Source organism: Sphingomonas sp. 67-41, assembly GCF_001899725.1.
GTDB classification, from domain to species: domain Bacteria; phylum Pseudomonadota; class Alphaproteobacteria; order Sphingomonadales; family Sphingomonadaceae; genus Sphingomonas; species Sphingomonas leidyi.
Window position 1 is genome coordinate 19,507 of sequence record NZ_MKWJ01000012.1, and the last position, 25,493, is coordinate 44,999.

Below are 25,493 nucleotides of genomic sequence, written 5' to 3' on the forward strand. Positions count from 1 at the left end.
AAGGTCGCCAAGGGCTCTCTGCGTGCCGACATGCCCCCTAGGCCTAGTCCCCGACCCTTGAAGGAACGGTTAAATCACGCGTTCGAAGCGCTTTTTGCGAAGCCAACTCCGCAGAAATCCGGATTGATTCATTGTTAAGAAGCCTTTAACCATCTGAATCGCGCACAAGTGCGCACCGATGGGAGACTATGAATGTTCGCGTTTTTCAGCCTGATGTTCCGTGACGGCGGCGGTAACGAAATCCGCCCGTTCTGAGGAACGTTCATCCGGGCCGGCGGTGGAGCGACCTCGAGTGAGGCCGTGCTGACCGGCCCGGACGACAACTGCTAAAGGCGGCCGCGAGCCGCCTTTTTTATTGCCCGTTTCCCTGTCGGCGCTTTTCTTGCCGACCGCGCCGGAGAGCGTCGTCATGCCGCCCCTTGCCCCCGGCGCTGGCGTCGCTATCTGCGCGACATCACTTTCTTCCCAAGGGGATCCACGTTGCGCATAGCGATGATCGGCACGGGCTATGTCGGCCTGGTTTCCGGTGCCTGTTTCTCGGACTTCGGCCATGAAGTGGTCTGCGTCGACAAGGATGCACGCAAGATCGAGCTGCTCCACCAGGGCATGATGCCGATCTACGAGCCGGGGCTCGAAGCGCTGGTCGCCTCGAACGTGAAGGCCGGCCGGCTTTCCTTCACCACCGACCTGGCCGAAGGCGTGAAGGGTGCCGACGCGGTGTTCATCGCGGTCGGCACGCCCAGCCGCCGCGGCGACGGCCATGCCGATCTCAGCTATGTCTTCGCCGCCGCGCGCGAGATCGCCGAGAACCTGACCGGGCCGGCAGTGATCGTCACCAAGTCGACCGTGCCCGTCGGCACCGGCGACGAAGTGGAGCGGATCATGCGCGAAGTCGCCTCCGGCGCCGGCGCCAAGGTCGTCTCCAACCCCGAATTCCTGCGCGAAGGCGCAGCGATCGAGGATTTCAAGCGGCCAGACCGCGTGGTCGTCGGCACCGATGACGAGGAAGCGCGCGACGTGATGCGCGCGATCTATCGCCCGCTCTCGCTCAACCAGAGCGCGCCGATCCTGTTCACCGGCCGCCGCACCAGCGAGCTGATCAAATATGCCGCCAACGCATTCCTGGCGGTGAAGATCACCTTCATCAACGAGATCGCCGACCTGTGCGAGGAAGTGGGTGCCGACGTGCAGGAAGTGGCGCGCGGCATCGGGCTCGACAATCGGATCGGCAGCAAGTTCCTCCATGCCGGCCCCGGCTATGGCGGCTCCTGCTTCCCCAAGGACACGCTGGCGCTGCTCAAGACGGCGGGCGACAACGAGACGCCGCTGCGCATCGTCGAGGCCACCGTGCAGGTGAACGACGCCCGCAAGCGCGCCATGGGCCGCAAGGTGATCAAGGCGATGGGCGGCGATGTCCGCGGCAAGACCATCGGCATCCTGGGCCTTACCTTCAAGCCGAATACCGATGACATGCGCGACGCGCCCAGTCTTTCGATCGTCGCGGCGCTGGAGGATGCCGGCGCCACGGTGAAGGCCTATGATCCGGAGGGTTTCGAGCAGGCGCGCCCGTTGCTGCCGAACGTCGAGTTCAGCGAGAGCGCCTATGCCGCGGCGCACGGGGCCGATGCGCTGGTGATCGTGACGGAGTGGGACGCGTTCCGCGCGCTCGATCTCGGCCGGATCAAGGCGATGCTCAAGACGCCGCTGCTGGTCGACCTGCGCAACATCTATCCGCCGGCCGAGGCGGAGCGCGCCGGCCTGAAGCTGGTCGGTGTCGGCAAGCCGAAGCACGGCTGATCCCGGCCCTGAGGGGGAGGAAGCGATGAAGGCCAGCCTGCTGCAAATGACGAGCGGGATCGATCCGGCCGCCAATGCCCGCACCGTCACCGACGGTATCGCGCGGACGGCGGCGGCGGGCAGCGCGATGCTGTTCACGCCCGAGATGTCCGGCCTGCTCGACGGCGATCGCGCACGCGCGCGCCGCCACGTGGTGGCGGAGGCGGAGGATCCCGTCCTCGCCGCGACGCGCGAGGCCGCGGCGAAGCACGGCGTCTGGGTGCATCTGGGCTCGCTGGCACTCCAGGGCGAGGGCGAGAAGTTCCTGAACCGCGGCTTCGTGATCGACGGCACCGGTGCGATCCGGGCGCATTACGACAAGCTGCATCTGTTCGACGTCGACCTGGCCACCGGCGAGAGCTGGCGCGAATCAAACACCTATTGCCGAGGCGAGCGCGCGATCCTGGTCGATACGCCCATCGGCAAGCTCGGCCTTGCCATCTGCTACGACATGCGCTTCCCGGACCTGTTCCGCGCGCTCAGCGATGCCGGCGCCACCGCCCTTGCCGTCCCCGCCGCCTTTACCCGTCCCACCGGCCAGGCGCATTGGCACGTCCTGCTGCGCGCCCGCGCGATCGAGGCCGGCGCCTATGTCATAGCCGCGGCGCAGACCGGGCTGCACGCGGACGGACGCGCCACCTATGGCCACTCGCTGGTGGTCGATCCCTGGGGCGAAGTGCTGCTCGACATGGGCGAGGAAGCCGGTCTCGGTTCCGCGGAGATCGACCTGGCGCGTGTCGAGGATATCCGTTCCCGCGTGCCGGTGCTGCGCCACCGCCGCCCCATCCCTCCCGTCGAGACCTTCGCATGAGCACCAAGACCGAAAGCAACAAGGTGTCGGCCCCGATCGAGGACCGGGCCCAGCTGATCGAGTATTTCGCCAAGGGCGAGAAGCCGAAGGATCGCTGGCGCATCGGCACCGAGCACGAGAAGTTCGTGTTCGCGACCAGGGATTTTCACGCTCCCGCCTATGACGAGCAGGGCGGCATCCGCGACCTGCTGGGCGAGCTGACCCAGTTCGGCTGGAAACCGGTGCTGGAAGGCGGCAACGTCATCGCGCTCTCGGGCCCCGACGGTACGGTGAGCCTCGAGCCGGCGGGCCAGCTGGAGCTGTCGGGCGCGCCGCTGGAGAATCTCCACGAGACCTGCGGCGAGACCGGGCGGCACCTGGAGCAGGTGAAGCAGGTCGGCGACAAGCTCGGCCTGAATTTCCTCGGCCTGGGCATGTGGCCCGACAAGACCCGCGCCGAGCTGCCGATCATGCCCAAGGGCCGCTACGGGATCATGCTCCGGCACATGCCGCGCGTGGGCAATCTCGGCCTCGACATGATGCTGCGCACCTGCACGATCCAGGTGAACCTCGACTATGCCTCCGAATCCGACATGGCGCAGAAGTTCCGCGTCGGCCTGGCGCTGCAGCCGCTGGCGACGGCGCTGTTCGCCAACTCGCCCTTCACCGAGGGCAGGCCCAATGGCTATCTGAGCTACCGCAGCCATATCTGGTCGGACACCGATCCGGCGCGGACGGGCATGCTGCCCTTCGTGTTCGAGGAAGGTTTCGGCTATGAGCGCTACGCCGAATATGCGCTCGATGTGCCGATGTACTTCGTCTATCGCGACGGCAAATATATCGACGCGGCGGGGCAGAGCTTCCGCGATTTCCTGAAGGGCGAGCTGCCCGCCTATCCCGGCCACAAGCCGACGATGGACGACTGGGCGGATCATCTCTCCACCGCCTTCCCCGAAGTGCGGCTCAAGACCTTCCTCGAGATGCGCGGCGCCGATGGCGGGCGCTGGGGGCGGATCTGCGCGCTGCCGGCGCTGTGGGTGGGCCTGCTCTACGACCAGGGCGCGCTCGATGCCGCCTGGGACCTGGTGAAGGGCTGGTCGATGGAAGGGCGCGAGGCACTGCGCAGCTCGGTGCCGAAGCTCGCCCTCGACGCGCCGCTGCCGGGCGGCGGCAAGCTCAAGGACATTGCCGGCGAGGTGCTCGACATCGCCGCAGCGGGGCTCAATGCACGGGCGCAGCTCAATGCCTCGGGCGACAACGAGTCCGGCTTCCTCGATCCGCTGCGCGAAGTGGTGCGCACCGGCAAGGTGCCGGCGCAGGTGCTGCTCGACCGCTTCAACGGCGATTGGCAGGGCGACATCCGCCGCGTCTATGAGGAAGCGCGCTTCTAGCCTTCCCGGCCCGGGGGAGCGCCACCGGGAAGGCCAGCGCCCCCGCCTATCCCCGCAACGCCCGCTCCACTTCCTGGAGCCGTCCGTCGATCGCGGCCACTTCGTCGTCGTCGCCCTTGCGGATCGCGGCGACGATCAGGTCGACCAGCTGTTGCGCCGCGGAAGCGCCGAAGCGCAGGACCAGTTCCTCGCCGGAAAACATCGCCACGTCCCGGAGCGCCACGCGCCCGCCCGGAACGGCATCCTGTTCGAGATCGGGGTCCTTGCGCTTCGCATTCGCTGGCATGGTCGTTTCGTCTCACTGGTCTCGGGCGAAGCCTGCGCCCCGCGAGCAGGGGGGAAAACTCGTAAATTTACGTGTTTCCGGCGAGCCCCGGAGGGGCTCCCATCACCCTTGCCCCCGGGTTAACCGAGGGCCACACAGGAACCGTGACGTCTGGGAAACGTTCTCTGGCGGAACACGACAAGATTGTGGTTGGAGGGTTATGACATCTGGGGAAAGCGCCGAGCCCCGCCCCGACGAAGACTTTGAACTGCGCCTGAGGGCCCTTGAGGTAGGGCTATGGGACTATGACATCGATGCCGACCTGCTCGTCTGCGACGCGCGCTGGTATCAGATCACCGGGCTGCAGCCCAACATGGTGCGCAGCCTTGCCGATTTCCGGCCCTTCATTCATCCCGAAGACGAAGAACTGGCCACGACGATAGATCTGGCCATGGTGGTGGAACTGATCGCACGCGACCTGCGCTATCATGTCGATTTCCGATTGATCCGGCCCGACGGGCAGACGCGCTGGATCCGCTCGGTCGCCTGCCTGCTGCTCGATGCCGGATCGGGCCACCACAAGGCGGTGGGATGCATCACCGACAATACCGATTTCGCGCTGATCGCCGCCGCGCGCGCCTTTACCCGCCCCGCGACGCGCAGCGACCCGGACATTCCCGATCCCGCCGCGACGATCGGGGCGGCGGGCGCGGCGCTGAGCGAGCGCGAGATCGAATGCCTGCGCTGGGTGAGCCTGGGCAAGACCGCCTGGGAAACCGCGACGATCATGGGCCGCAGCCAGCGGACGGTGGAGTTCCACCTGGTCAATGCCACGCGCAAGCTCTCCGCATCGAACAAGATCCATGCGGCGGTGATCGCGGTGCGCAAGGGCCTGATCTGACCGACAACGGCCATATCCGCGGATTATGGCCCTCCGGGCGGTTCGGCATGGCAAAATGCGCGCCGGCTGCTGTAGGGAGCGAGCATGGCCTATTTCCTCGGTATAGATGCGGGCGGCAGCCATTGCCGCAGCCGGCTGACGGACGAGCTCGGAACGATCCTCGGCACCGGGGAGAGCGGCCCGGCCAATACGCGGATCGGCATCGAGCGGCTTCACGCCGTGTTGCGCGACGTCGCCGGCCAGGCGGTCTCGGCCGCGGGGCTCGACGACGCGGAGGTGGCGACGATCCGGGCCGGCATGGGCATCGCGGGCATATCGCGCCCCGGGATGCGCGAACAGCTCGCCGCGCTTCCCTTCCCCTTCGCCGCGATCGAATTCGTGACCGACGCGGCGATCGCCAATCTCGGTGCGCATGCGGGCGTCGAGGGCGCGACCCTGATCATCGGCACCGGCAGCGTGGCCGAGGTGCGGGTGGGCACCAACAGCTTCACGATCGGCGGCTATGGCTTTCCGATCTCGGACGAAGGCAGCGGCGCGGCGCTGGGCCTCAGCGCGATGCGCCATGCGCTCCGCGCGCTCGACGGGCGCAGCGAAGTGACGCCGCTCAGCCACGCCGTCACCGCCGGCTTCGGGCACGACACGGCCCGCGCGGTCGCCTGGATGGATGCCGCGACCCCCAAGGACTATGCCGCCTTCGCGCCGCTGGTGATGGACTATGCCGAGAACAACGATGCGATCGCCCGCTCGATCGTGGAGGATGCGGCGCAGCACATCGAGCGGTTCATCGAGACGATCTTCGCGCGCGGCGCCGTTCGCTGCGCGCTCGCCGGAGGCCTGGCCATGCGGATAAGGCCCTGGCTGCGCGCGCGCACCGTCGCACGGCTCGTCGATGCGGTCTCCGATCCGCTCGACGGGGCGTTGCTGCTCGCCGGCCTGCCGGCCACTGCCCTCCCGACCCGGAAGCCCGATGCCGACTGAAGCCGCAGACCCCCGCTACCGCGCGATCGACCGCTGGCCCACCGAAGTGGCAGTGGAAGCGATGCTCGAAGCCCAGCTCGCGGCGATCGCGGCGCTGAAGAGCCAGACCGGCGCGATGGCGGCGGCGATCGACGCGGCGGCGGAGCGGCTGCGGCGCGGCGGGCGCATCGCCTATGCCGGCGCGGGCACTTCGGGCCGGATCGGCGTGCAGGACGGAGTGGAGCTCACCCCCACCTTCAACTGGCCGGTCGAGCGGCTGGCCTTCCTGATCGCGGGCGGGCCGGCGGCGCTCACGCGGACGCAGGAAGGCGCGGAGGACAGCCGCGAGGCCGCGCTGGCGGCCGTGGCCGCCGAGGAGATCGGCGCGGACGACGTGCTGATCGGCGTCGCGGCGAGCGGGCGCACCCCCTATGTGATCGCCGCGATCGAGGCGGCGCGCGGCGCGGGCGCGCTGACGATCGCCCTTGCCAACAATGCCGGCACGCCGGTGCTGGCCGCGGCGGAGCATGCGATCCTTGCCGATACCGGCAGCGAGGTGGTGGCGGGCTCCACCCGGATGAAGGCCGGCACCGCGCAGAAGGTCACGCTCAATCTTCTCTCCACCGGGATCATGTTGCGGCTCGGGCTCGTTCATGAGGGGCTGATGGTCAACATGCAGGTCTCGAACGCCAAGCTGCGCGCCCGTGCGATCCGCATGGTCGGCACGCTGGCGCGCGTGGGCGGCGACGCGGCGGAGGCGGCGCTCGATGCGGGCGGGCGCGACATCAAGCGCGCGGTGCTGATCGCGCATGGCCTGGCCCCGGCCGAGGCCGAGGCGCGGCTGGCCGCGGCGGGGGGCAGCCTGGCCGCGGCGCTGGACATGCAGTCGTGAGAGCGCTGGTCAACGGGCGCATGCTGCTGGCCGAAGGCTGGCGCGACGATGCCTGTGTGGTGATCGAAGGAGACCGGATCGCGGCGGTCCTCCCCCAACCGCCGACCGGCGCCGAGACGATCGACCTCGCCGGGCAAGCCCTGCTCCCCGGCTTCATCGACGTGCAAGTGAATGGCGGCGGCGGCCGGCTGTTCAACGACGATCCGAGCGTGGAGACGATCCGCGTGATTGCGGAGACGCACCGGCGCTACGGCACCACCGGGCTGCTGCCGACCTTGATCAGCGACGATCTGTCGGTGGTCGAGGCAGGCATCCGCGCAGTGGACGCCGCGATCGCGGCGGGCGTCCCCGGCGTGCTCGGCATCCATATCGAGGGGCCGTTCCTCAATCCCGTACGGCGGGGCATCCACAGCGAGAGCAAGATCCAGCCGCTGCGGGACGAATTCCTGGGGCTGCTGGAATCGGGCAGGCACGGCAGGACGCTGGTGACGCTGGCGCCCGAGGCGGCGACGCCCGAGCAGGTCGCCCGGCTGGTCGCCGCGGGCGTGATCGTCTCGGCCGGGCATTCCGATGCGCGCTACGAGACCGTGCGCGACGCGATCGACAACGGGCTGACCGGCTTCACCCATGTCTTCAACGCCATGTCCCCCCTGCTCAACCGCGCGCCGGGCATGGTGGGCGCGGCGCTCGAGGATCCGGACGTCTATGCCGGGATCATCGCCGATGGCCATCACCTCCATCCGGCGACGCTCCGCGTGGCGCTGCGGGCGAAGGGGCCCGAGCGGCTGATGCTGGTGACCGACGCGATGCCGAGCGTGGGGAGCGACGAGACCGTGTTCCTGATCCACGGCCGCGAGATTCACCGCGACGGCGACCGGCTGCTCGGCGCCGACAACACGCTGGCGGGCTCGACGCTCACCATGGCGGGCGCGGTGAAGGGCATGATGGTGCAGGGCCGGGTCGGCCTCGATGTCGCCGCCCGCATGGCCTCGGCGACGCCGGCGGCGTTTCTGGGGCTGGGCGGGCAGCTTGGGCGGATTGCGCCGGGGTTCCGGGCGGACCTGGTGCTGGTGGACGACGGGCTGGAAGTGCTGCGCAGCTGGATCGGCGGCGTTTCCGAATAGCCGCGAGGCTAAAGAACCCCCAGCCGCTCGCCACGATAGGCGCCCGAGCGGATCGGCTCCCACCAGTCCCGATTGGCGAGATACCAGTCCACCGTCTTCGCCAGACCGGTCTCGAACGTCTCGCGCGGCTCCCAGCCCAGCTCGGCTTCGATCTTCGACGGATCGATCGCATAGCGGCGGTCGTGCCCGGGCCGATCGGCGACGAAACGGATCAGATCGCGATGACGCCGCTGCCCGACGCGCGCATCGAGCAGATCGCAGATCGCCTCGACCACCTGCAGGTTGGTCCGCTCCTGCCGCCCCCCGATCAGATAGGTTTCGCCGGCCTTGCCGCGGGTCAGCACCCGTTCCAGCGCCTCGGCATGATCGTCGACATGGAGCCAGTCGCGCACGTTCGCGCCCTTGCCATAGACCGGCAGCTCCCTGCCTTCGAGCGCATTGAGGATGACCAGCGGGATCAGCTTCTCGGGGAAGTGATGCGGCCCGTAATTGTTCGAGCAGTTGGAGAGCACCACCGGCAGGCCATAGGTTTCGTGCCAGGCGCGCACGAAATGGTCCGACGCCGCCTTGCTCGCCGAATAGGGCGAGGACGGCGCATAGGGCGTCTCCTCGGTGAACACGCCGCTGTCGAACGGCAGGTCGCCGAACACCTCGTCGGTGGAGATGTGGTGGAAGCGGAAATCCCGCCGCCGCGCTTCCGGCAACCCCCGCCAATGCTCGAGCGTGGCATCGAGCAGGCGGACGGTGCCCAGGACATTGGTTTCGACAAAGGCGGCCGGGCTGTCGATCGAGCGATCGACATGCGTCTCGGCGGCGAGGTGCATCACGCCATCGATCCGCTCGTCCCGCATCAGGCGATGGAGGTGTGCCGCATCACCGATATCCGCGGCAACGAACCGGAAATTGGGCTTGTCCAGCATGCCGTGCAGGGAGGCCAGATTGCCGGCATAGGTCAGCTTGTCGACACAGACGACATGATAGCGCTTCGCCACCAGCAAACGACATACCGCCGAGCCGATGAACCCGGCCCCGCCGGTGACGAGGACGCGGCGGATCCGCGGCGTCGGCGTGCCGATCGGCTCGAGGAAGCTCATGCGGCCGCCGCCTCGACGCAGCGGCGGAGATAGGCTGCATAGTCGGTCTTGCCGAGCGTCGCCGCGCGGGCAAGCACCGTATCCGCGTCGAGATAGCCGAGATCGAAGGCGATTTCCTCGGGGCAAGCGATCTTGATGCCCTGGCGGTTCTCGATCGTGCGCACGAAGCTCGCCGCATCGTGCAGGCTGTCATGCGTGCCGGTGTCCAGCCAGGCATAGCCACGGCCGAGCCGATTCACGTTGAGTTCGCCGCGGTGGAGATAGGCGGAGATCACGTCGGTGATCTCCAGCTCGCCCCGCGGGCTGGGCTTCAGCGTGCGGGCGATGTCCGCCACCCGGTCGTCGAAGAAGTACAGGCCGGTCACTGCCCAGTTGGACTTGGGCTCGGCCGGCTTCTCGACGATGCTCGTCGCCTTGCCGGTCTCGGGATCGAAGGTGGCGACGCCGTAGCGCTCGGGATCGTCGACCTGATAGGCGAAGACCGTCGACTGGCCCTGTGCCGCCGCTTCGGCAGCCGCGCGGCCCTTGGCGGCAAGGCCGTCGCCATGGAAGATGTTGTCGCCTAGGATCAGTGCGGCCGGACCGCCTTCGAGGAACCGCTCACCGATCAGGAAGGCCTGGGCCAGCCCGTCCGGGCTCGGCTGCTCGGCATATTCGAAATTGATTCCGAAGGCCGATCCGTCCCCAAGCAACAGGCGGAACATCGGCAGGTCGCGCGGGCTCGAGATGATGAGGATGTCGCGAATGCCGGCAAGCATCAGCACCGAGAGCGGATAATAGATCATCGGCTTGTCGAACACCGGCAGCAATTGCTTCGAGATCGACAACGTCGCGGGATAGAGGCGCGTACCGGCCCCACCCGCGAGGATGATCCCCTTAGCGCCAGCCTTGCCCATGGGTTTGCAGCCCTCCCCTGTGGCGCAAGATGCGCCCCGGCCCTTCATGGACCGCAATTGGTTCAAGAACCGCTAACCCTGGGCGCGACGGGTATGCGCGGCTAAACATAAACTAGATCGCGCCTTCCCGGGCGGCTTCCTAAATCCCCCGCCATGCTGCATTCCGGGAACATGACGGAGACACAGGCGATCTGCGCGACCCGGGGGGCTTCGCCCGTGCGGCTGACGCACCTCCAGCGGCTAGAGGCCGAGAGCATCCATATCCTGCGCGAAGTCGTCGCCGAGGCCGAACGGCCGGTGATGCTCTATTCGATCGGCAAGGACAGCGCGGTGATGCTGCACCTGGCGCGCAAGGCCTTCTATCCGGCGCCGCCGCCCTTCCCGCTCCTCCATGTCGATACGACCTGGAAGTTCCGCGCGATGTACGACCTGCGCGACAAGGCGGCGCGCGATGCGGGGATGGCGTTGCTCGTCCACAAGAACCCCGAGGCCGAAGCGCTGGGGATCAACCCGTTCGACCATGGCGGCCGCCACACCGACATGTGGAAGACGGAAGGACTGAAGCAGGCGCTCGACCAACATGGCTTCGACGCGGCATTCGGCGGCGCGCGGCGCGACGAGGAGAAGAGCCGGGCCAAGGAGCGCGTCTTCTCCTTCCGCACCGCCTCGCATCGCTGGGACCCGAAGAACCAGCGTCCCGAGCTGTGGCACCTCTACAATGCCCGCAAGCACAAGGGCGAGAGCATCCGCGTGTTCCCGCTCTCCAACTGGACCGAACTCGACATCTGGCAATATATCCTCGCCGAGGGGATCGAGATCGTGCCGCTCTATTTCGCCGCGCCGCGCCCGACCGTGGAGCGCGACGGGCTGATCCTGATGGTCGACGACGATCGCTTCCGGCTGCATCCGGGCGAAGTGCCGGTGGAGCGATCGGTGCGCTTCCGCACGCTCGGCTGCTACCCGCTGACCGGCGCGGTGGAGAGCAGGGCGGATACGCTGGAGGCGGTGATCCAGGAGATGCTGCTCACCACCACCAGCGAACGCCAGGGCCGCGCGATCGACCACGACCAGGCGGCGAGCATGGAGAAGAAGAAGCAGGAGGGATATTTCTGATGGCCCGCCCCTCCGTCCCGGGCGTTCCAGCCTCCCCTTCCAGCGTCCTCGCCCTCCTCGCGGTGGGGGCAAGCGCATGACCTCCTATCGCCCCGACGCGCTGATCGCGTCCGACATCTCCGCCTATCTCCAACTGCACCAGAACAAGTCGCTGCTGCGCTTCATCACCTGCGGCAGCGTGGACGACGGCAAGTCCACCCTGATCGGGCGGCTGCTCTATGATTCGAAGATGATCTTCGAGGACCAGCTCGCCAGCCTCGAGTCCGACAGCAAGCGCCTGGGCACCCAGGGGCAGGAGATCGACTTCGCGCTGCTGGTAGACGGCCTCGCCGCCGAGCGCGAGCAGGGCATCACCATCGACGTCGCCTATCGCTTCTTCGCGACCGAGAAGCGCAAGTTCATCGTCGCCGATACGCCCGGCCACGAGCAATATACCCGCAACATGGCGACGGGCGCCTCGACCGCCGATCTCGCCGTCATCCTGATCGACGCGCGCAAGGGCGTGCTCACCCAGACGCGGCGGCACTCGTATCTCTGCCACTTGCTCGGTATCCGCCACATCGTGCTGGCAGTGAACAAGATGGACCTGATCGGCTATGATCGGGCCGCCTATGACGCGATCGTGGCCGATTATCGCGCCTTTGCCGAGAGCATCGGGATCGCGGGCTTCGCTCCGATTCCGATCTCGGGCTTCAGGGGCGACAACATCACCGGGCCGAGCGCGAACACGCCCTGGTACGAGGGCCCGGCCCTGCTCGAGCATCTGGAGGCGGTCGAGATCGACGCGGACGCCGATGCCGTCCGCCCCTTCCGCCTTCCGGTACAATGGGTGAATCGCCCCAACCTGGATTTCCGCGGCTTCGCCGGCCTGATCGCGGCCGGCACGATCAGGCCCGGCGACAAAGTGCGCATCCTGCCTTCGGGCCAGACCACCGAGGTGGCGCGTATCGTCGCGTTCGGCGGCGACAAGGCCGAAGCAGTGGCGGGGGAGAGCGTGACGATCACGCTGGCCGACGAAGTCGATTGCTCGCGCGGCGACGTGATCGCCGCCGCCGACGCGCCACCCCAGGTCGCCGACCAGTTCCAGGCGACGATCGTGTGGATGGACCAGGCGGAGATGCTTCCCGGCCGCGCCTATTGGCTCAAGCTCGGTACCCAGACGGTGAGCGCCACGGTGCAGCCGCCGCGCCACGCCGTGTGCGTCAACACCATGGCCGAGCTGAGCGTGAAGACGCTCGGGCTCAACGATATCGGCGTGGCCGAAGTCTATACCGACCGCGGCGTGGTCTTCGAGCCCTATGCCGACGGCAAGGACCTGGGCGGCTTCATCCTGATCGACAAGGCGACCAACGCCACCGTTGCCGCCGGCATGCTCAACTTCGCGCTGCGCCGGGCGCAGAACGTCCATTGGCAAGCCGTGGAGATCAACCGCGAGGCGCATGCCCGGCAGAAGCACCAGGCGCCGCGGCTGCTCTGGTTCACGGGGCTCTCGGGCTCGGGCAAGTCGACCATCGCCAACCTGGTCGAGAAGCGGCTGCATGCGCTCGGCAAGCACAGCTTCCTGCTCGACGGCGACAATATCCGCCACGGGCTCAACAGGGATCTGGGCTTCACCGATGCCGACCGGATCGAGAATATCCGCCGTGTGGGCGAAGTCGCCCGGCTGATGACCGATGCGGGGCTGATCGTGCTCACCGCCTTCATCTCGCCCTTCCGCGCCGAGCGCGAGCTGGTGCGCAAGCTGCTGCCCGAAGGCGAGTTCTTCGAGATCTTCGTCGATACGCCGCTGGAGGTTGCCGAGGCGCGCGACGTGAAGGGCCTCTACAAGAAGGCGCGGGCCGGCCAGATCGCCAACTTCACCGGCATCTCCAGCCCCTATGAGGCGCCGCAGGATCCGGAGATCCGCGTGGACACGACCCGGGAGACGCCCGAAGCCGCGGCCGAGCGGATCGTGGAGGCGATCATGGGCACCTGGAGTCCGGTGATTTGACCGACGCGCAACTGGCCCGGGCAATCGCGGAGGAAGCGGGCGCGCTGCTGCTGCGCATTCAGGACGAATGCGCGGGCGGCGACCGCGGCGACCGCGAAGCCAACGACCTCATCCTCGACCGGCTGCGCGCGGCCAGGCCCGACGACGCGATCCTCTCGGAGGAATCCGTCGACGATCCGGCCAGGCTGTCGGCGCGGCGAGTATGGATCGTCGATCCGCTCGACGGCACGCGCGAGTTCGCCGAGCGGCGCGAGGACTGGGCGGTGCATGTCGCCCTGGCCATCGACGGCCGTGCCGCATTGGGCGCGGTCGCCCTGCCCCGGCTCGGCTGCACGCTTTCCAGCGACCAGCCGCCCCTGTTGCCCGAGGGCGAATTGCCGCCACGCATGCTGGTGAGCCGCAGCCGACCGAGCCAGCTCTGCGCGGGCGTGGGCGAACGGATCGGCGCGGTGCATATCGGCATGGGCTCGGCCGGCGCCAAGGCGATGGCGGTGGTGCGCGGCGAGGCCGAGATCTATCTCCATTCGGGCGGCCAGCATCAGTGGGACAATTGCGCGCCGGTGGCAGTCGCGCTGGCCGCAGGGCTCCATGCTTCGCGGATCGACGGCTCGCCGATCGTCTACAACCAGGCCAGCACGAGCATCCCCGACCTGCTGATCTGCCGCCGGGAATGGGCGCCGATCGTGCTCGAAGCCGTCAAGGATTGCGGCCAATAGCATGGTCCCGGCATCCGCCGGGGAGGACGGGAAATGTGAGATTCGCCCCGTAAGCGACTCCCTATGACTCCCCGCGACTCGCGGAGTCACCGCGAGTCGCGCGTAGACGACGAATCCCGGACATGGTAAACGCTCCGTTTGGGAGGGAGCGTATTTTGACCGCCGATATCTGGTTCCTGCTGGCGATCGGATTCAGCTTTGCAGGCTATGCGACCTACCTGATCGGGTTGCGCCGCGAGCTGGTGGAGCCGAACCGCGCGTCATGGCTGATCTGGAGCGCGGCGACGTCGCTGGAGGCGCTGACCTATGCCGCGGTGAACCCCGGCGCGCCGCAGGGTTGGGTGTTCGCCCTCTCCTCGATCGCCTGCATCGTGGTGACGATCGGCATCTGGCGGCGCTCCTCCTGGGCCCCGCCCTCGCCCACCGAGACCTTCTGCATCGCGGCCAGCCTGAGCGCGCTGATGCTCTGGCTCGTCTTCCGCGAGGCATTCTGGGCACATATGCTGGTGGTGCTCGCCGTCCCGGTAAGCTTCTGGCCGACCTGGGCGAGCGTATGGACCGATCGCAGCCGCGAGCGCTCGCCGGCCTGGGGGCTGTGGACCTTCGGCGACCTCGCCACGCTGCTGGTCGCGGTGCGCGCGACCCAGCCGGGCGTGGCCGAGCTCGCCTATGTCATCGTCGAGTTCCTCTGCCATGCCAGCATATGGTTCCTGATCGGCCTGGCGACGATCAACCCGCTGCGTTCCTTCGGCACCCGCCGCGGCAGGCTGCTCTGGTTCGATCGCTACCGCCCCTCGAACAATCTGTTCAAGGTGGGCGACAACCATCTGGGCAAGGCCGTGTTCGCCACGGGCGCCTTTGCCGAGGGCGATGTGCTGATCGAGTTCACCGGCCGCCGTTTCCGCGCCGACCAGATTCCCAGCCTGATGCGCGGCCGCGGCGACCGCTTCGTGCAGGTGACGCCGGACCACTATATGGGACCCTCCGGCCGGATCGACGACCTGGTCAATCACAGCTGCGCGCCCAATGCCGGCCTGCGCTTCACCGATGCGGGCGTGTTTCTGGTCGCGGTGCGCGCGATCCAGCCTGGCGAGGAGATCGCCTGGGACTATTCGACGACGCTCAGGGAATCGAACTGGCACATGATCTGCCAGTGCCGCGCTCCCGAATGCCGCCGGGTGATCGGCAATTTCGACAGCCTCGATCCGGACCGGCAGGAATGGTTCCGGGCGAGGAACCTGGTCGCACCCTATCTGCGGCGCAAGGACGAGGTGGCGGACAAGCGGAAGGCCGTGGGACGGGGATAGGCCCGTCCGAATTGGAGTCGGTCCGGGCCGAAACGGCGAAGAAGACGGGTAGGCTCCCTCCTCCCAAACTCAGGCCGCCATTCCGCTCGGCTGCGCGAGCCGGGCGGTGCCCAGCGTCAGGATCGCCTTCGCGCCCGTCCCCTTGCCGTCGCTGACGAGGTCGAGCCTGCCCTCCATCGTCAGCATCGAATTGGCGCACCAATGGAGCCCCAGGCCGCCCGACTTGTGCGCCCGGGTGGAGTAGCCGCGCTGGAAGAGCGTCGGCGCCGTCGCCGGGTCGAAGCCCTCGCCGTCATCGCGGATATGGATCTCGGTGCTGTCGCCCTTGTCCCGGATCGTCACCGAAATCGAGCCGCTGCCGCGTCCGGTCGCTGCGATCGCCTCGGCCGCGTTGGCGAAGAGATTGCCGACGACCTGGCTGAGGATCACCCGGTTGGCCATCACCCAATGCGGTTTGGACGGGAAGCTGAAGGCAATCGAATTCTCGCCCGAATAGCGCGCGATGGTGGCGTTCTGGGCCACGATGTCGGTGATGTCGCATGCATCGAGCGGCGGGCGCTCATGGGCGGCTTCCTGCTGCTGGCCGATGATCTCCAGCACATGGTGCAGCGCCTCGCGACCGATCGCGATCTGCGCGCGGCGGTCGGCGCGTTCCTGTTCGACGCTCTCGATCGCGGCGGCAAGGAAGGCGGCGAGCTTCTGGCGGCGCACCGCGGGAATCGTCTCGCTCGCCAGCTCGCCGAGCGCGCGGTCGAGCAACATGCGGTCCATCGGTGCGCCGGTGCCCAGCCCCTGGCTCAGCACGGTGCTGATCGGGTTCAGCGCATTGCGGACATTGTGCATCACCGCGACGGCACTCTCGCTGCGGCCCAGGGTGAAACTCTGCACCTCCAGCTGCTCGCGCAGGTCCTTGAGCTGCCGGAGCATCGAATTGAAGCTGGTGACAAGGCTGCCGATCTCGTCGTCGCGCGGCTTGTCGGTGAGCAGGCCGAGCGTGCCCGAGGCACGGACCACGCCCATGTGGCGCTCGACACGCTTCAAGGGGGCGAGGACCAGGCGCGCGATCATCCGGCGCAGCACCAGCAGCACGATCGCCAACAGGATCGACGATCCGACCACGGCGAGGACCAGCATCCGCGTGCCGAGCATCGAGAGGTCGCGCGGCACGGTATAGGTGGCGGTGGCGACGGGGCGGCCGTCCGGGCCCGGGATCGGCACCGCGATGCGGGTACGGGTGGCGCCGGGGGTCTTGGTCACCGCGGCGACGGGATGGTCGAGCGCCAGGCTCGCCTCGAGCTGGAGCAAGGTGCTGAGCTGCGCGGCGGTGACGGCGCGCGCCATCAGCACATAGCCGCGCGGTTCGCCGCTGCCGTCGCTCCTGCGGACCTGCGCGATGCCGACTGCGGCGAGCCGGTCTCCCAGGCGAATGAAGAAGCCGGCCGAGCTCTGCCCGTGCAGCATCCGCGCGAAATCGAACCGTGCGATGGCATCGGCGAGGCGCGCGCGCATCGCGGGCACATCGGCCCGTTTCTCGAGATCGAGCCAGCGCGCGATCACGATCCCGCGATCGGGCCGGACATAGGCCATGCCGTTGACGTCGAGATTGACCATGGCCAGCGTCGAGAAGCTCTCGTCCTCGAACGCCTTGGTCGGATGCGCCATATAGTCGTAGGACGAATTCCAGTCGCCATAGTCGCGTACGGCATTCTCGACCTTGGCCGAGACGTCGTGGACGACCGCCTGGGTCCGCGCGACATGCGCGTCGACCGCGTCGCGTTCGAGCTGGTTGAAGCTCGGCGTGATGACGGTGGCGAGCATCAGCGTCAGCGCGGCGGCGCCGATGACGCCGACGCCGGTGAGGATCAGGACCAGTTTCGCGCCGAGCGACGCCGGCGCCTTGAGGCGCCTTGCGCGAGGCATCAGCCGTGCGTCCCGTTGCCCAGCTCGACCTCGGCGGGCTCCGCATCGCCGATATATCCCCTCCGTGCGAGCGCCAGCGCGTCCTCGGCATCCATCGGGCGCGCAAGATAATAGCCCTGGAGATGGCTGCAGCCGGCGAGGCGGAGCGCCTGGAGCTGCGTCTCGGTCTCGACGCCCTCGGCGACCACTTCCATGCCCAGCGCCCGGCCGAGGTGGATGATCGAATGGACGATCGCCGCGCTTTCGCGCTCCCGGCCCATGCCGTCGACGAAGCTGCGGTCGATCTTCAGGCAGTCGAGCGCGAAGCGGCGGATGTTGTAGAGGCTCGAATAGCCGGTGCCGAAATCGTCGAGCGCGATGCGGAAGCCCATCTGGCGGAGCTTGAACAACGTCTCGGCGGCGCGCTCGACATCGTCGAAGATCGCAGTCTCGGTGATCTCGATCTGGAAGCGGCCGGGCTCGACGCCGGCATTGGCCACGCGCTCCATCACATGGCCGACGAAATTGTGGCGGCGGAACTGGCGCGGAGAGAAATTGACCGAGACATATTGGCCCGGCCAGGTCTTGAGCGTCTCCACTGCCCGGTCGATCACCCAGTCGCCCAGTTCGTGGATCAGGTTCGATTCCTCGGCGATCGGGATGAACATGCCCGGCGAGACCATGCCATATTCCGGGCTGCACCAGCGGATCAGCGCTTCGAAGCCGGTGATCTCCAGCTCGTCGCGCCCGACGATGGGCTGGAAGACCAGCTTGAGTTCGCCCTTGGCGATCGCCTCGGAGAGCCCGCCTTCGATCTGGCGGCGGAAGCGGATCGATTCGTCCATCACTTCGTCGAACAGGCGGACGATGCCGCGGCCATTGTGCTTGGCCTCGTTGAGCGCGAGATCGGCACGGCGCATCACGTCGATCGGATCGTGGATCGTGCGCGGCTGGACGACCATCAGGCCGACCGAGGCGCCGCCCTGGACCGAATGCCCGAATACCTTGAAGCTGATCGATACGGCCTTGAGCATCCGCTCGGCGATCATCGTCGCCTCATCCTCACCGGTTACCGGATAGAGCATCGCGAACTCGTCGCCGCCCAGGCGCGCGACGAAACCATGGTCGGGCACCTGCTGGCGCAGGATCTCGCAGACCATGCGGATCAGCTCGTCGCCGGCGAGATGGCCCAGCGTGTCGTTGACGATCTTGAACCGGTCGAGGTCCATCATCGCCATGGCGAAGCATTGCTCGCCCTTCACCGCCTTGCCGAGCATGTGGAGGAAGGCGAGCCGGTTGGGCGCGTCGGTAAGCGAATCATGGTTCGCCATGTGCACGGCGCGCGATTCATTGGCTGCGAGCTCGAGCTTCTGCTCCTCGAGCAGGGCGATCGCATTGCGCAGCTTGGCATCCGCCTCCCAGCGATGCGCGAGCGCCGTGGCGGTCTGGATCACCTCTTCGGCCTGGAAGGGCTTGGCGATGTAGAAGATCTTGTCGGCCGGGCCGGCGGCGCGGCTGATGTCGAGAGGCGAGAAATCCGAATAGCCGGTGACGATGACGAGGTTGATGTCGGGATCGAGCGCGCGGATGCGGCGCGCGGTCTCCTTGCCGTCGATCCCCGGCGGCATGCGCACGTCGATAAAGGCGACGGAGAAACGTTGACCGGTCTCGAGCGAGTCCTTGATCGCCTCGACCGCGTCGAGGCCCTGATTGAAGTGCGCGCACTGGAAATCGATCGCGTCATTGGCCGGCTCGGGCGCCCCGTCGTCGTCGCCGAACAGCTCGGCCGCCATCGCGTTCAGCGCGCTGGCATTGCCTCCGCTGCGGCCCCCGAACACCTGGCGATATGATTCGTGCATCGCCGGTTCGTCGTCCACGATCAGAATGCGCACGTTCGAAATCCCCTCGCTCATTCCCAAACGAGGTAAGCGGACAGCGTTAAGGAGGGGTAAAATCCGGCAGCCGCACAGAGCGAAAACCACCGGCCAGGGTTAAGAACGGCACGCGGTTTACCCGCCGGTCCCCGCGCGATAGCAAGTCCTCCACGATAGGAGGATGCATGACCGACCCGCTGGCCGCCCGATCGCTGTTGTTCGCGCCGGGCGATTCCGAGCGCAAGCTCGCCAAGGCAGGCGCGAGCGAAGCCGACCTGGTGCTGCTCGACCTCGAGGACGCCGTGGCCGAGGCCAACAAGCCCGCCGCCCGCGCGCTCGTCGCCGGGCACCTGAAGACCGCCGCGCGCGCCCAGCCGCAATGGGTGCGGATCAACCCGCTCGACACGCCCCACGCGCTGCCCGACCTCGCCGCCATCGTGCCCGGGGCGCCCGATGGCATCATGCTGCCCAAGGCGACCCGGGCCGAGGCCGATCTGCTCCACCATTACCTCACTGCGCTGGAGGCCGCGCACGGCCTGCCCCAGGGCGGGATCCGCACGATCGTGGTGGCGACGGAAACCGCGCCGGCCATCTTCGGCCTGGGCGATTATGCGGGCTGCCCGCGCCTCGCCGCGCTCACCTGGGGGGCGGAGGACAGCGCCACCGCGCTGGGCGCCACCCATAATCGCGACGAGACCGGCGAATACGACTTTCCCTATCAGGTCTTCCGCGCCCTCGCCCTTGCCGGGGCCGCCGCCGCGGCGGTGACGCCGATCGAGACGATCCATGGCGACTTCCGCGACCTCGAGGGGCTGGAGAAGGTTGCAACCAAGGCGCGTCGCGCGGGTTTCCGCGGGATGCTCGCCATTCATCCCGATCAGGTGCCCGTGATCAACCGCGCCTTCTCTCCCTCTCCCATGGAGATCGATCGCGCCGAGCGGATCGTCGCGGCCTTCGCCGCGGCACCCGGTGCCGGCACGATCGGCCTGGACGGCGAGATGCTCGACATGCCGCACCTGAAACGCGCACGGGCAGTGCTTGCGATGCGCCGGTGACGAACATTGATCCACCTTGGCGCAAGGCTGGGAACTTGACGATGCATTCCATCGGGCCCCGATGACCGACGCACCGGCCGAACCGCTTCCGGTGGGCGAGGACGAGTTCCGCATGATCGCGGACAGCGCCCCCGTCGCCGTCTGGGTGACTCGGCTGGATCGCAAGCGCAGCTTCGTCAATCGCGCCTATGTCGCGTTCCTCGGCGTCTCCTATCAAGAGGCGCTCGACTTCGACTGGCGGCGGATCATCCATCCGGACGATGCCGCGCAGGTCCTTGCGCAATCGGTGGCCGGCGAGGCGAGCCTCGGCACCTTCGAGCTCGAGGGGCGCTATCGCAACGTCCATGGCGAGTGGCGCTGGCTCCACTCCACCTCGCAGCCGCGCCGGGATGCGCAGGGGCATCATATCGGCTTCATCGGCGTCGCCCATGACGTGACCGAGGCCAAGACCGCCGAACTCGCGCTGCGCGAGCGCGAGGCGCAGCTTTCGGCGTTCATCAGCCAGACCACGGCCGGCTTCGCCCAGGTGGACATCGAGGGCCGCTTCACGCTGGTCAACGATCGCTTCTGCGAGATAGCCGGCTGGAGCCGCGATGCGCTGATGGGCGGCATGACGATGCAGCAGATCACCCATCCGGACGATCTCGCCCGCAACTTGCCGCTGTTCGAGAAGGTGGTGCGGGACGGCACGCCCTATACCCATGAGAAACGCTATGTCCGCAAGGACGGCGGCGTGGTCTGGGTGAACAATTCGGTCGCGGTGATCCGCCGGCCCACCGGCGAACCCTTCGGCGTGCTCTCGGTGACGCTGGACGTCACCCAGCGCCGCGCGGACGAGGATGCGCTGCGCAAGAGCGAGGAGACGCTGCGCCTTGCCACCGAGGCGGCCGGCATGGCCACCTGGGAGCTGGACCTCGACACGATGGAGGGCGCCTGGTCGCCCAACCGCTTCGACCTGCTCGGCATGCCGCACCGGCCCGATCCGCGCGGCAGCTTCGACGAGTGGATCGCGCGCGCGCATCCCGACGACCGGGCAATGGTGCGGGAGGCGGCGATGCGCTGCTTCACGACGGGCGAGCCCTATGCGATCACCTATCGCATAGTGCGCGCCGAGGATGGTGCCGAGCGCTGGCTGCAGAGCCATGGCAGCCGGATCGACTATGGCGACGGCCGGCCGAGCCGCTTCGTCGGCGTCTCGTTCGACGTTACCGACCGCAAGCGCGCCGAACAGGAACTGCGCGAAAGCGAGGCGCGCTTCCGCACCATCTTCGAACAGGCCAACGACTTCCTGATCACCACGACGCTCGACAATCGGGTCACCTCGGTGAATCCGGCAGTGGTGGAGGCGATAGGCTATCGCGAGGACGAGATCCTCGGCCGCTCGATCCGCGACTTCATGGACGAGGACCAGTTCGCGATCGGCATGGATGCGTTCAACCGCAAGCTGCAGCATGGCGGCTCGACCCGGCTGACCCTGAAACTGCGCGCCAAGGATGGCCGCGAGTTGATCTGGGAAGTCAATTCGCGGCTGAACCTCGATGCGCAGGGCCGGCCGGTGGCGCTGCACGCCATCGGGCGCGACATGACCGAGGCGAAGCGCGCGGAAGCGCATCTCCGCCTGCTGATCGACGAGCTGAACCACCGGGTGAAGAACACGCTGGCGATCGTGCAGGGCATCGCCCGGCAGAGCTTCAAGGACGATATGCCCCCGCCCCGGGCCCGCGCCGCGTTCGAAGGCCGGCTGGCCGCGCTTTCCGAGGCGCACAATCTGCTGACGCGCGAGCATTGGGGCCTGGTCTCGATGCGCCGGATCATCGAGGATGCCCTGCGCCCGCACGGCGAGCCGAGCCGCTTCGCGCTGGACGGGCCGGACCTGTCGATCCAGCCCAAGACCGCAATCAGCCTGGCGCTGGCCATCCACGAGCTGGCGACCAACGCCGTGAAGCATGGCGCTCTGTCACGGCCCGAGGGGCGAATCGCGGTCCATTGGCGGCGCGCGCACGTCGGCGGCGTCGCCAGGCTCGCGCTGCGCTGGGAGGAAGCGGGCGGCCCGCCGGTCGTGGCGCCGACGCGGCGCGGCTTCGGCACGCGCATGATCGAACGCGGCCTCGCCGCCGAACTGGGCGGCACGGTGCGCATCGAATTCCGCCCGGACGGGCTGGTCTGCATCGTCGACGCCCCGCTGCCCGAGGGGGCCGCGTGAGCGGGCTCCGCGGCTTGCGCGTGCTCGTCGTCGAGGACGAGCCGGTGGTCGCCATGTATCTCGAGGACCTGCTCGAAGCGCTGGGTTGCGAAACGATCGGCCCGGCGAGCAGGCTGGCCGACGGGCTGGCGCTGGCCGAAGGCGGCGGCTTCGACGTGGCGATCCTCGACATAAACCTGAGCGGAGAACGCAGCACCCCGATCGCGGAGGCGTTGCGGGCGCGCGGCCTGCCCTTCGCCTTCGCCAGCGGCTATGGCGCTCCGCCGGAAGGGTTCGGCAAGAACGTGCCGATGATCGAGAAACCCTATCGCGAGGCCCAGCTGGCCGACGCGCTCGCGCGATTGCGGCCCTAGGCGAGCCCCCGGGCCGGACCCCGGTGCCCGCCGCCGCGGCGGTAAAGCCCCGCGAAACCGGTCCGGGCCCCTTCCCCTACCAGCGCTTCGACAGGCGGAGCTGCAGCGTGCCGGCCTTCTCGCCCTGGGCCGCGCGCAACCCGGTCTCGAAGTCGAACGACCAGCCGCTGCTCAGGATGTCGAAGCGGGTGCCGAAGCTCAGCTGCAACTGCTCGCGCTTCCAGCCATTGCCCGCCAGCGCATAGATCGCCGCGCCCGGGATATCGGCATAGTCGAGCCACTGCGCATCGACATTGGCGAACTCATGGTTCCACTCGGCGCGCAGGCGCGGCGTGATCGAACCGAAGCCCGTCTTCTGGCGATATTGCAGGCGGCCGCCGATCGTGCCGGTGATCGAGCGCACCTGGCGGGCATCGAAGCGCAGATTGTAGCGCCCGGCGCCGCTCTCCGCATAGGCATCGAGATCCGCGTCCATATACTCGCCGCGGCCATAGACCGACCATTGCAGCGGCCCGCCCGCCCGATCGATCCCCAGCGAGATCGCGGCGATGGTGTAGCTGCCGTCACGGCTGCCGCGCGCCGTCGCGTTCACTGCCTGGGCGATGCGCCGGGTGGTGAAATCGAGCTGCCCGCGACCGATCATGCCGTCGATGAAGGTGCCGCTGGCAGGCTGGATGCTCGCATAGGCCGCATAGATCGTGCTGGTGCCGCGCACCTGCGCCGCGGTGCCGATCCGGCTCAGATCATTGCCATAGCCGCCGCCCAGGCCGACCAGCACGCCCTCCGAGAGCTTGATGTCGGCACCGGCGCTGAGGCCCGCAGTGGTGGCGGTGATCTTGCTGCGATCGGTCCGCTTGTCCCGGGTGCCGATATCGATCGCGCCGCCCGCCCAGGTGGCCAGCGAGCCGACCCGGCGATTGCCGTCCTCGTCCACCGCGCCCTTGCCCGGTGCGCCCGGGCTGCCGGCCGCACCGCTCGCCGCGCCCGTGCCGGCGACCGTCCGGCCATAGCCGAGCTGGTCGGCGCGCGAGAGCGGCGATTGCGGATTGTTGGCGAACTGGCCGATCGCCGGATCCTCGCCCGAGACGCGCATCCGCTCGGTGATGGCCAGCCCCCAGTTCTTGTCGTCGGGCCGCTGCATCGGCGCCGAGCCGTCGCGCGAGGCCAGCGTCACGCCCATCGCAAGGCCGGTGCTGCCGCCGCCGTTATGGAGCTGCTCGGTGCGCCGCATGAAGTTGGACACCTGTGCCCGGGCGAAGCGGCGGGCCGTCTCGGCCTGCGCATCGCTGATCGCGGCGATATCCGGATCGTTGCGCGGATCCGGGCGCGCCTGGACGGTGAGCGTGACCGTCGACGGGGCCGAAGCGCCGAAGACGTTGCTCAGCGTATAGGTGACCACGATCTGCCCGCCGAAGCGGTTGTTCGGCGTCACGTCTAGGCGATAGGCGCCGTTGCCGGCCGCCACGATCGCGGTCGTGGCCGAGCTGGCCGGCGACACGCTCACGACATTCGCACCGGTGAACGGCCCGCGCGCCGCCCCGTCGGTGAGCATCACGGAGACCATCTGGCCGTCGCCCGCCGTCGCCGTCTTGGGCGCGGCGACCGGCACCTGGCCGACCACGGTGATCGTCACCGTGCCCGGCGCCGAGGTGCCGCCCGGACCGACCGCCACATAAGTGAAGCTGTCGGTGCCCGAATAATTGGCGGCCGGCGTGTAGGTCGCGATGGTCGGCGAGGCCGGCGCCACGGCGACCGGCGTCAGGCTCGGCCCGGCGCCGCCGCTCAGCGTGACCGTGCCGTGCGCGGGCTGGCTGGCGATCTGGATCGAGTCATAGACGCCGGTGACCAGTGCCGAGAGGTTGATCTGGACGCTCGTCCCTGCCGGCGTGGTGCTGCCCGCGACCGTGGAGGTGCCCGGCGCCGCGTTCGGCGGCGGCGGCGTCGCCACGGTGAGGCTCACCGTCGCCGCCGCGGACGTGCCGCCCGGGCCGGTGACGGTATAGGCGAAGCTGTCCGCGCCGAAATAGCCGCTGGTGGGGGTATAGGTGACCACATCGCCATTGACCGTGGCGGTGCCGTGCGCCGGCGCCGTGACGACCGTGAGCGTGCTGTGCACCCCGGTGACCGAAGGCGCCAGGTCGATGGGCGTGCCGCCGCTGTTATAGCCGACGGCCACGCCGCTCTTGTTGGCCGCGGTCGGCGCCGCCGGCGTCGCCACGGTGAGGCTCACCGTCGCGGGGGCCGAAGTGCCGCCCGGGCCGGTCGCGGTATAGGTGAAGCCGTCCGCGCCATAATAGGTCGCGGCCGGCGTATAGGTAACGACCTCGCCCGCGATCGTCACCGTGCCGTGCGCCGGCGCCGTGCCGATCGCGATGCTGCCGCGCACGCCGGTGATCGATCCCGACAGGTCGATCGCGGTGCCGGCGCTCGCATAGGGCACCGCCACGCCGCTCTTGTCCGCAACGATCGGCGCTGGCGGCGTCGCCACGGTCAGGCTCACCGTCGCCGGGGCCGAGGTGCCGCCAGGGCCGGTCGCCGTGAAGGTGAAGCTGTCCGCGCCATAATAGGTCGCGGCCGGGGTATAGGTCACGACATCGCCCGCGATCGTCACCGTGCCGTGCGCCGGCGCCGTGCCGATCGCGATGCTCGCATGGACGCCGGTGATCGAGCCCGACAGGTCGATCGCCGTGCCGGTGCTCGCATAGGGCACCGCCACGCCACTCTTGTTCACTGCGACCGGTGCCGCGGGCGTCGCCACGGTCAGGCTCACCGTCGCGGGCGCCGAAGTGCCGCCCGGGCCGGTCGCGGTGAAGGTGAAGCTGTCCGCGCCATAATAG

The 25,493-nt window shown here is 68.3% G+C and carries 21 protein-coding genes; 14 read left to right on the plus strand and 7 right to left on the minus strand.

Annotated features, from left to right (window positions below):
• Positions 1-186: 186 nt before the first annotated feature.
• Positions 187-411 (minus strand): hypothetical protein, encoded by a 225-nt coding sequence (locus BGP17_RS06485; protein ID WP_167298103.1) that lies wholly within the window; start codon positions 409-411, stop codon positions 187-189.
• A gap of 69 nt (positions 412-480) precedes the next feature.
• On the opposite strand from BGP17_RS06485, the gene BGP17_RS06490 reads away from it, so the two are divergent.
• From BGP17_RS06490 to BGP17_RS06500, 3 genes are read left to right on the plus strand one after another with little or no spacing between them, the layout of a single operon-like run.
• On the plus strand, positions 481-1,797 hold the full coding sequence (locus tag BGP17_RS06490; RefSeq protein ID WP_286711416.1) for a UDP-glucose dehydrogenase family protein: 1,317 nt from the start codon (positions 481-483) through the stop codon (positions 1,795-1,797).
• A gap of 25 nt (positions 1,798-1,822) precedes the next feature.
• Complete coding sequence (locus BGP17_RS06495) at positions 1,823-2,647, plus strand: carbon-nitrogen hydrolase family protein (RefSeq protein WP_286711417.1); 825 nt, start codon at positions 1,823-1,825, stop codon at positions 2,645-2,647.
• Positions 2,644-4,017: a glutamate--cysteine ligase gene (locus BGP17_RS06500; protein ID WP_286711418.1), complete on the plus strand. Its 1,374-nt coding sequence runs from the start codon at positions 2,644-2,646 to the stop codon at positions 4,015-4,017. Before BGP17_RS06495 ends, BGP17_RS06500 begins: the two co-directional genes overlap by 4 nt.
• 46 nt (positions 4,018-4,063) lie before the next feature.
• Here BGP17_RS06500 and BGP17_RS06505 read toward each other — a convergent pair whose 3' ends face one another.
• A complete protein-coding gene (locus BGP17_RS06505) occupies positions 4,064-4,303 on the minus strand; it encodes a hypothetical protein (RefSeq protein ID WP_086128815.1) in 240 nt (79 codons plus the stop codon).
• A gap of 199 nt (positions 4,304-4,502) precedes the next feature.
• Between BGP17_RS06505 and BGP17_RS06510 the strand changes: the two genes are divergently transcribed.
• The 4 genes from BGP17_RS06510 to nagA all read left to right on the plus strand — a co-directional run bounded on the left by BGP17_RS06510 (position 4,503) and on the right by nagA (position 8,156).
• Positions 4,503-5,183: a helix-turn-helix transcriptional regulator gene (locus tag BGP17_RS06510; RefSeq protein ID WP_286711419.1), complete on the plus strand. Its 681-nt coding sequence runs from the start codon at positions 4,503-4,505 to the stop codon at positions 5,181-5,183.
• A gap of 84 nt (positions 5,184-5,267) precedes the next feature.
• Complete coding sequence (locus BGP17_RS06515; protein WP_286711420.1) at positions 5,268-6,161, plus strand: glucosamine kinase nucleotide-binding domain-containing protein; 894 nt, start codon at positions 5,268-5,270, stop codon at positions 6,159-6,161.
• The gene (locus BGP17_RS06520; RefSeq protein WP_286711421.1) at positions 6,151-7,032 is read left to right on the plus strand and encodes an N-acetylmuramic acid 6-phosphate etherase; all 882 of its coding nucleotides are present in this window, start codon (positions 6,151-6,153) and stop codon (positions 7,030-7,032) included. Before BGP17_RS06515 ends, BGP17_RS06520 begins: the two co-directional genes overlap by 11 nt.
• On the plus strand, positions 7,029-8,156 hold the full coding sequence (gene nagA, locus BGP17_RS06525) for an N-acetylglucosamine-6-phosphate deacetylase (protein ID WP_286711422.1): 1,128 nt from the start codon (positions 7,029-7,031) through the stop codon (positions 8,154-8,156). Before BGP17_RS06520 ends, nagA begins: the two co-directional genes overlap by 4 nt.
• A gap of 8 nt (positions 8,157-8,164) precedes the next feature.
• Here nagA and rfbB read toward each other — a convergent pair whose 3' ends face one another.
• On the minus strand, positions 8,165-9,250 hold the full coding sequence (gene rfbB, locus BGP17_RS06530) for a dTDP-glucose 4,6-dehydratase (RefSeq protein WP_167298096.1): 1,086 nt from the start codon (positions 9,248-9,250) through the stop codon (positions 8,165-8,167).
• A complete protein-coding gene (gene rfbA / locus BGP17_RS06535; protein ID WP_286711423.1) occupies positions 9,247-10,146 on the minus strand; it encodes a glucose-1-phosphate thymidylyltransferase RfbA in 900 nt (299 codons plus the stop codon). Before rfbA ends, rfbB begins: the two co-directional genes overlap by 4 nt.
• Before the next feature lie 171 nt (positions 10,147-10,317).
• Between rfbA and cysD the strand changes: the two genes are divergently transcribed.
• The 4 genes from cysD (at position 10,318) to BGP17_RS06555 (ending at position 15,272) form a co-directional block, all read left to right on the plus strand.
• Positions 10,318-11,259 (plus strand): sulfate adenylyltransferase subunit CysD, encoded by a 942-nt coding sequence (cysD, locus tag BGP17_RS06540; protein ID WP_286711475.1) that lies wholly within the window; start codon positions 10,318-10,320, stop codon positions 11,257-11,259.
• A 76-nt stretch (positions 11,260-11,335) separates the two neighbouring features.
• On the plus strand, positions 11,336-13,249 hold the full coding sequence (gene cysN, locus BGP17_RS06545) for a sulfate adenylyltransferase subunit CysN (protein WP_286711424.1): 1,914 nt from the start codon (positions 11,336-11,338) through the stop codon (positions 13,247-13,249).
• Positions 13,246-13,965: a 3'(2'),5'-bisphosphate nucleotidase CysQ gene (locus BGP17_RS06550; RefSeq protein WP_286711425.1), complete on the plus strand. Its 720-nt coding sequence runs from the start codon at positions 13,246-13,248 to the stop codon at positions 13,963-13,965. The genes cysN and BGP17_RS06550 overlap by 4 nt, the downstream gene beginning before the upstream one ends.
• Before the next feature lie 155 nt (positions 13,966-14,120).
• The gene (locus tag BGP17_RS06555; protein WP_286711426.1) at positions 14,121-15,272 is read left to right on the plus strand and encodes an SET domain-containing protein; all 1,152 of its coding nucleotides are present in this window, start codon (positions 14,121-14,123) and stop codon (positions 15,270-15,272) included.
• 69 nt (positions 15,273-15,341) lie between these two features.
• Here the strand turns inward: BGP17_RS06555 and BGP17_RS06560 are convergent, their stop codons facing one another.
• Positions 15,342-17,192: a sensor histidine kinase gene (locus BGP17_RS06560; RefSeq protein ID WP_286711427.1), complete on the minus strand. Its 1,851-nt coding sequence runs from the start codon at positions 17,190-17,192 to the stop codon at positions 15,342-15,344.
• Positions 17,192-19,063 carry an EAL domain-containing protein gene (locus BGP17_RS06565; protein WP_380926169.1) on the minus strand — a complete coding sequence of 624 codons (1,872 nt, stop codon included), beginning with the start codon at positions 19,061-19,063 and terminating at the stop codon, positions 17,192-17,194. The genes BGP17_RS06560 and BGP17_RS06565 overlap by 1 nt, the downstream gene beginning before the upstream one ends.
• Positions 19,064-19,230: 167 nt before the next feature.
• On the opposite strand from BGP17_RS06565, the gene BGP17_RS06570 reads away from it, so the two are divergent.
• From BGP17_RS06570 to BGP17_RS06580, 3 genes are all read left to right on the plus strand, one after another.
• On the plus strand, positions 19,231-20,100 hold the full coding sequence (locus BGP17_RS06570; protein WP_286711429.1) for an HpcH/HpaI aldolase/citrate lyase family protein: 870 nt from the start codon (positions 19,231-19,233) through the stop codon (positions 20,098-20,100).
• A 61-nt stretch (positions 20,101-20,161) separates the two neighbouring features.
• A complete protein-coding gene (locus BGP17_RS06575) occupies positions 20,162-22,303 on the plus strand; it encodes a PAS domain-containing sensor histidine kinase (RefSeq protein ID WP_286711430.1) in 2,142 nt (713 codons plus the stop codon).
• Positions 22,300-22,656, plus strand: coding sequence for a response regulator (locus tag BGP17_RS06580; RefSeq protein WP_167298086.1), 357 nt, complete (start codon positions 22,300-22,302; stop codon positions 22,654-22,656). Before BGP17_RS06575 ends, BGP17_RS06580 begins: the two co-directional genes overlap by 4 nt.
• 76 nt (positions 22,657-22,732) lie before the next feature.
• Here BGP17_RS06580 and BGP17_RS06585 read toward each other — a convergent pair.
• Positions 22,733-25,493 (minus strand): Ig-like domain-containing protein (locus tag BGP17_RS06585; RefSeq protein WP_286711431.1); only part of this gene is annotated, 2,761 nt, incomplete at its 5' end.

What these genes read in the sequence shown, in the direction of transcription:
- rfbA (WP_286711423.1), bottom strand. Translation starts at nt 10,146, where the DNA reads ATGGGCAAGGCTGGCGCTAAGGGGATCATCCTCGCGGGTGGGGCCGGT.
- BGP17_RS06505 (WP_086128815.1), bottom strand. Translation starts at nt 4,303, where the DNA reads ATGCCAGCGAATGCGAAGCGCAAGGACCCCGATCTCGAACAGGATGCC.
- rfbB (WP_167298096.1), bottom strand. Translation starts at nt 9,250, where the DNA reads ATGAGCTTCCTCGAGCCGATCGGCACGCCGACGCCGCGGATCCGCCGC.
- BGP17_RS06515 (WP_286711420.1), top strand. Translation starts at nt 5,268, where the DNA reads ATGGCCTATTTCCTCGGTATAGATGCGGGCGGCAGCCATTGCCGCAGC.
- BGP17_RS06570 (WP_286711429.1), top strand. Translation starts at nt 19,231, where the DNA reads ATGACCGACCCGCTGGCCGCCCGATCGCTGTTGTTCGCGCCGGGCGAT.
- BGP17_RS06495 (WP_286711417.1), top strand. Translation starts at nt 1,823, where the DNA reads ATGAAGGCCAGCCTGCTGCAAATGACGAGCGGGATCGATCCGGCCGCC.
- BGP17_RS06520 (WP_286711421.1), top strand. Translation starts at nt 6,151, where the DNA reads ATGCCGACTGAAGCCGCAGACCCCCGCTACCGCGCGATCGACCGCTGG.
- BGP17_RS06500 (WP_286711418.1), top strand. Translation starts at nt 2,644, where the DNA reads ATGAGCACCAAGACCGAAAGCAACAAGGTGTCGGCCCCGATCGAGGAC.
- BGP17_RS06560 (WP_286711427.1), bottom strand. Translation starts at nt 17,192, where the DNA reads ATGCCTCGCGCAAGGCGCCTCAAGGCGCCGGCGTCGCTCGGCGCGAAA.
- BGP17_RS06575 (WP_286711430.1), top strand. Translation starts at nt 20,162, where the DNA reads ATGACCGACGCACCGGCCGAACCGCTTCCGGTGGGCGAGGACGAGTTC.
- cysN (WP_286711424.1), top strand. Translation starts at nt 11,336, where the DNA reads ATGACCTCCTATCGCCCCGACGCGCTGATCGCGTCCGACATCTCCGCC.
- cysD (WP_286711475.1), top strand. Translation starts at nt 10,318, where the DNA reads ATGACGGAGACACAGGCGATCTGCGCGACCCGGGGGGCTTCGCCCGTG.
- BGP17_RS06485 (WP_167298103.1), bottom strand. Translation starts at nt 411, where the DNA reads ATGACGACGCTCTCCGGCGCGGTCGGCAAGAAAAGCGCCGACAGGGAA.
- BGP17_RS06510 (WP_286711419.1), top strand. Translation starts at nt 4,503, where the DNA reads ATGACATCTGGGGAAAGCGCCGAGCCCCGCCCCGACGAAGACTTTGAA.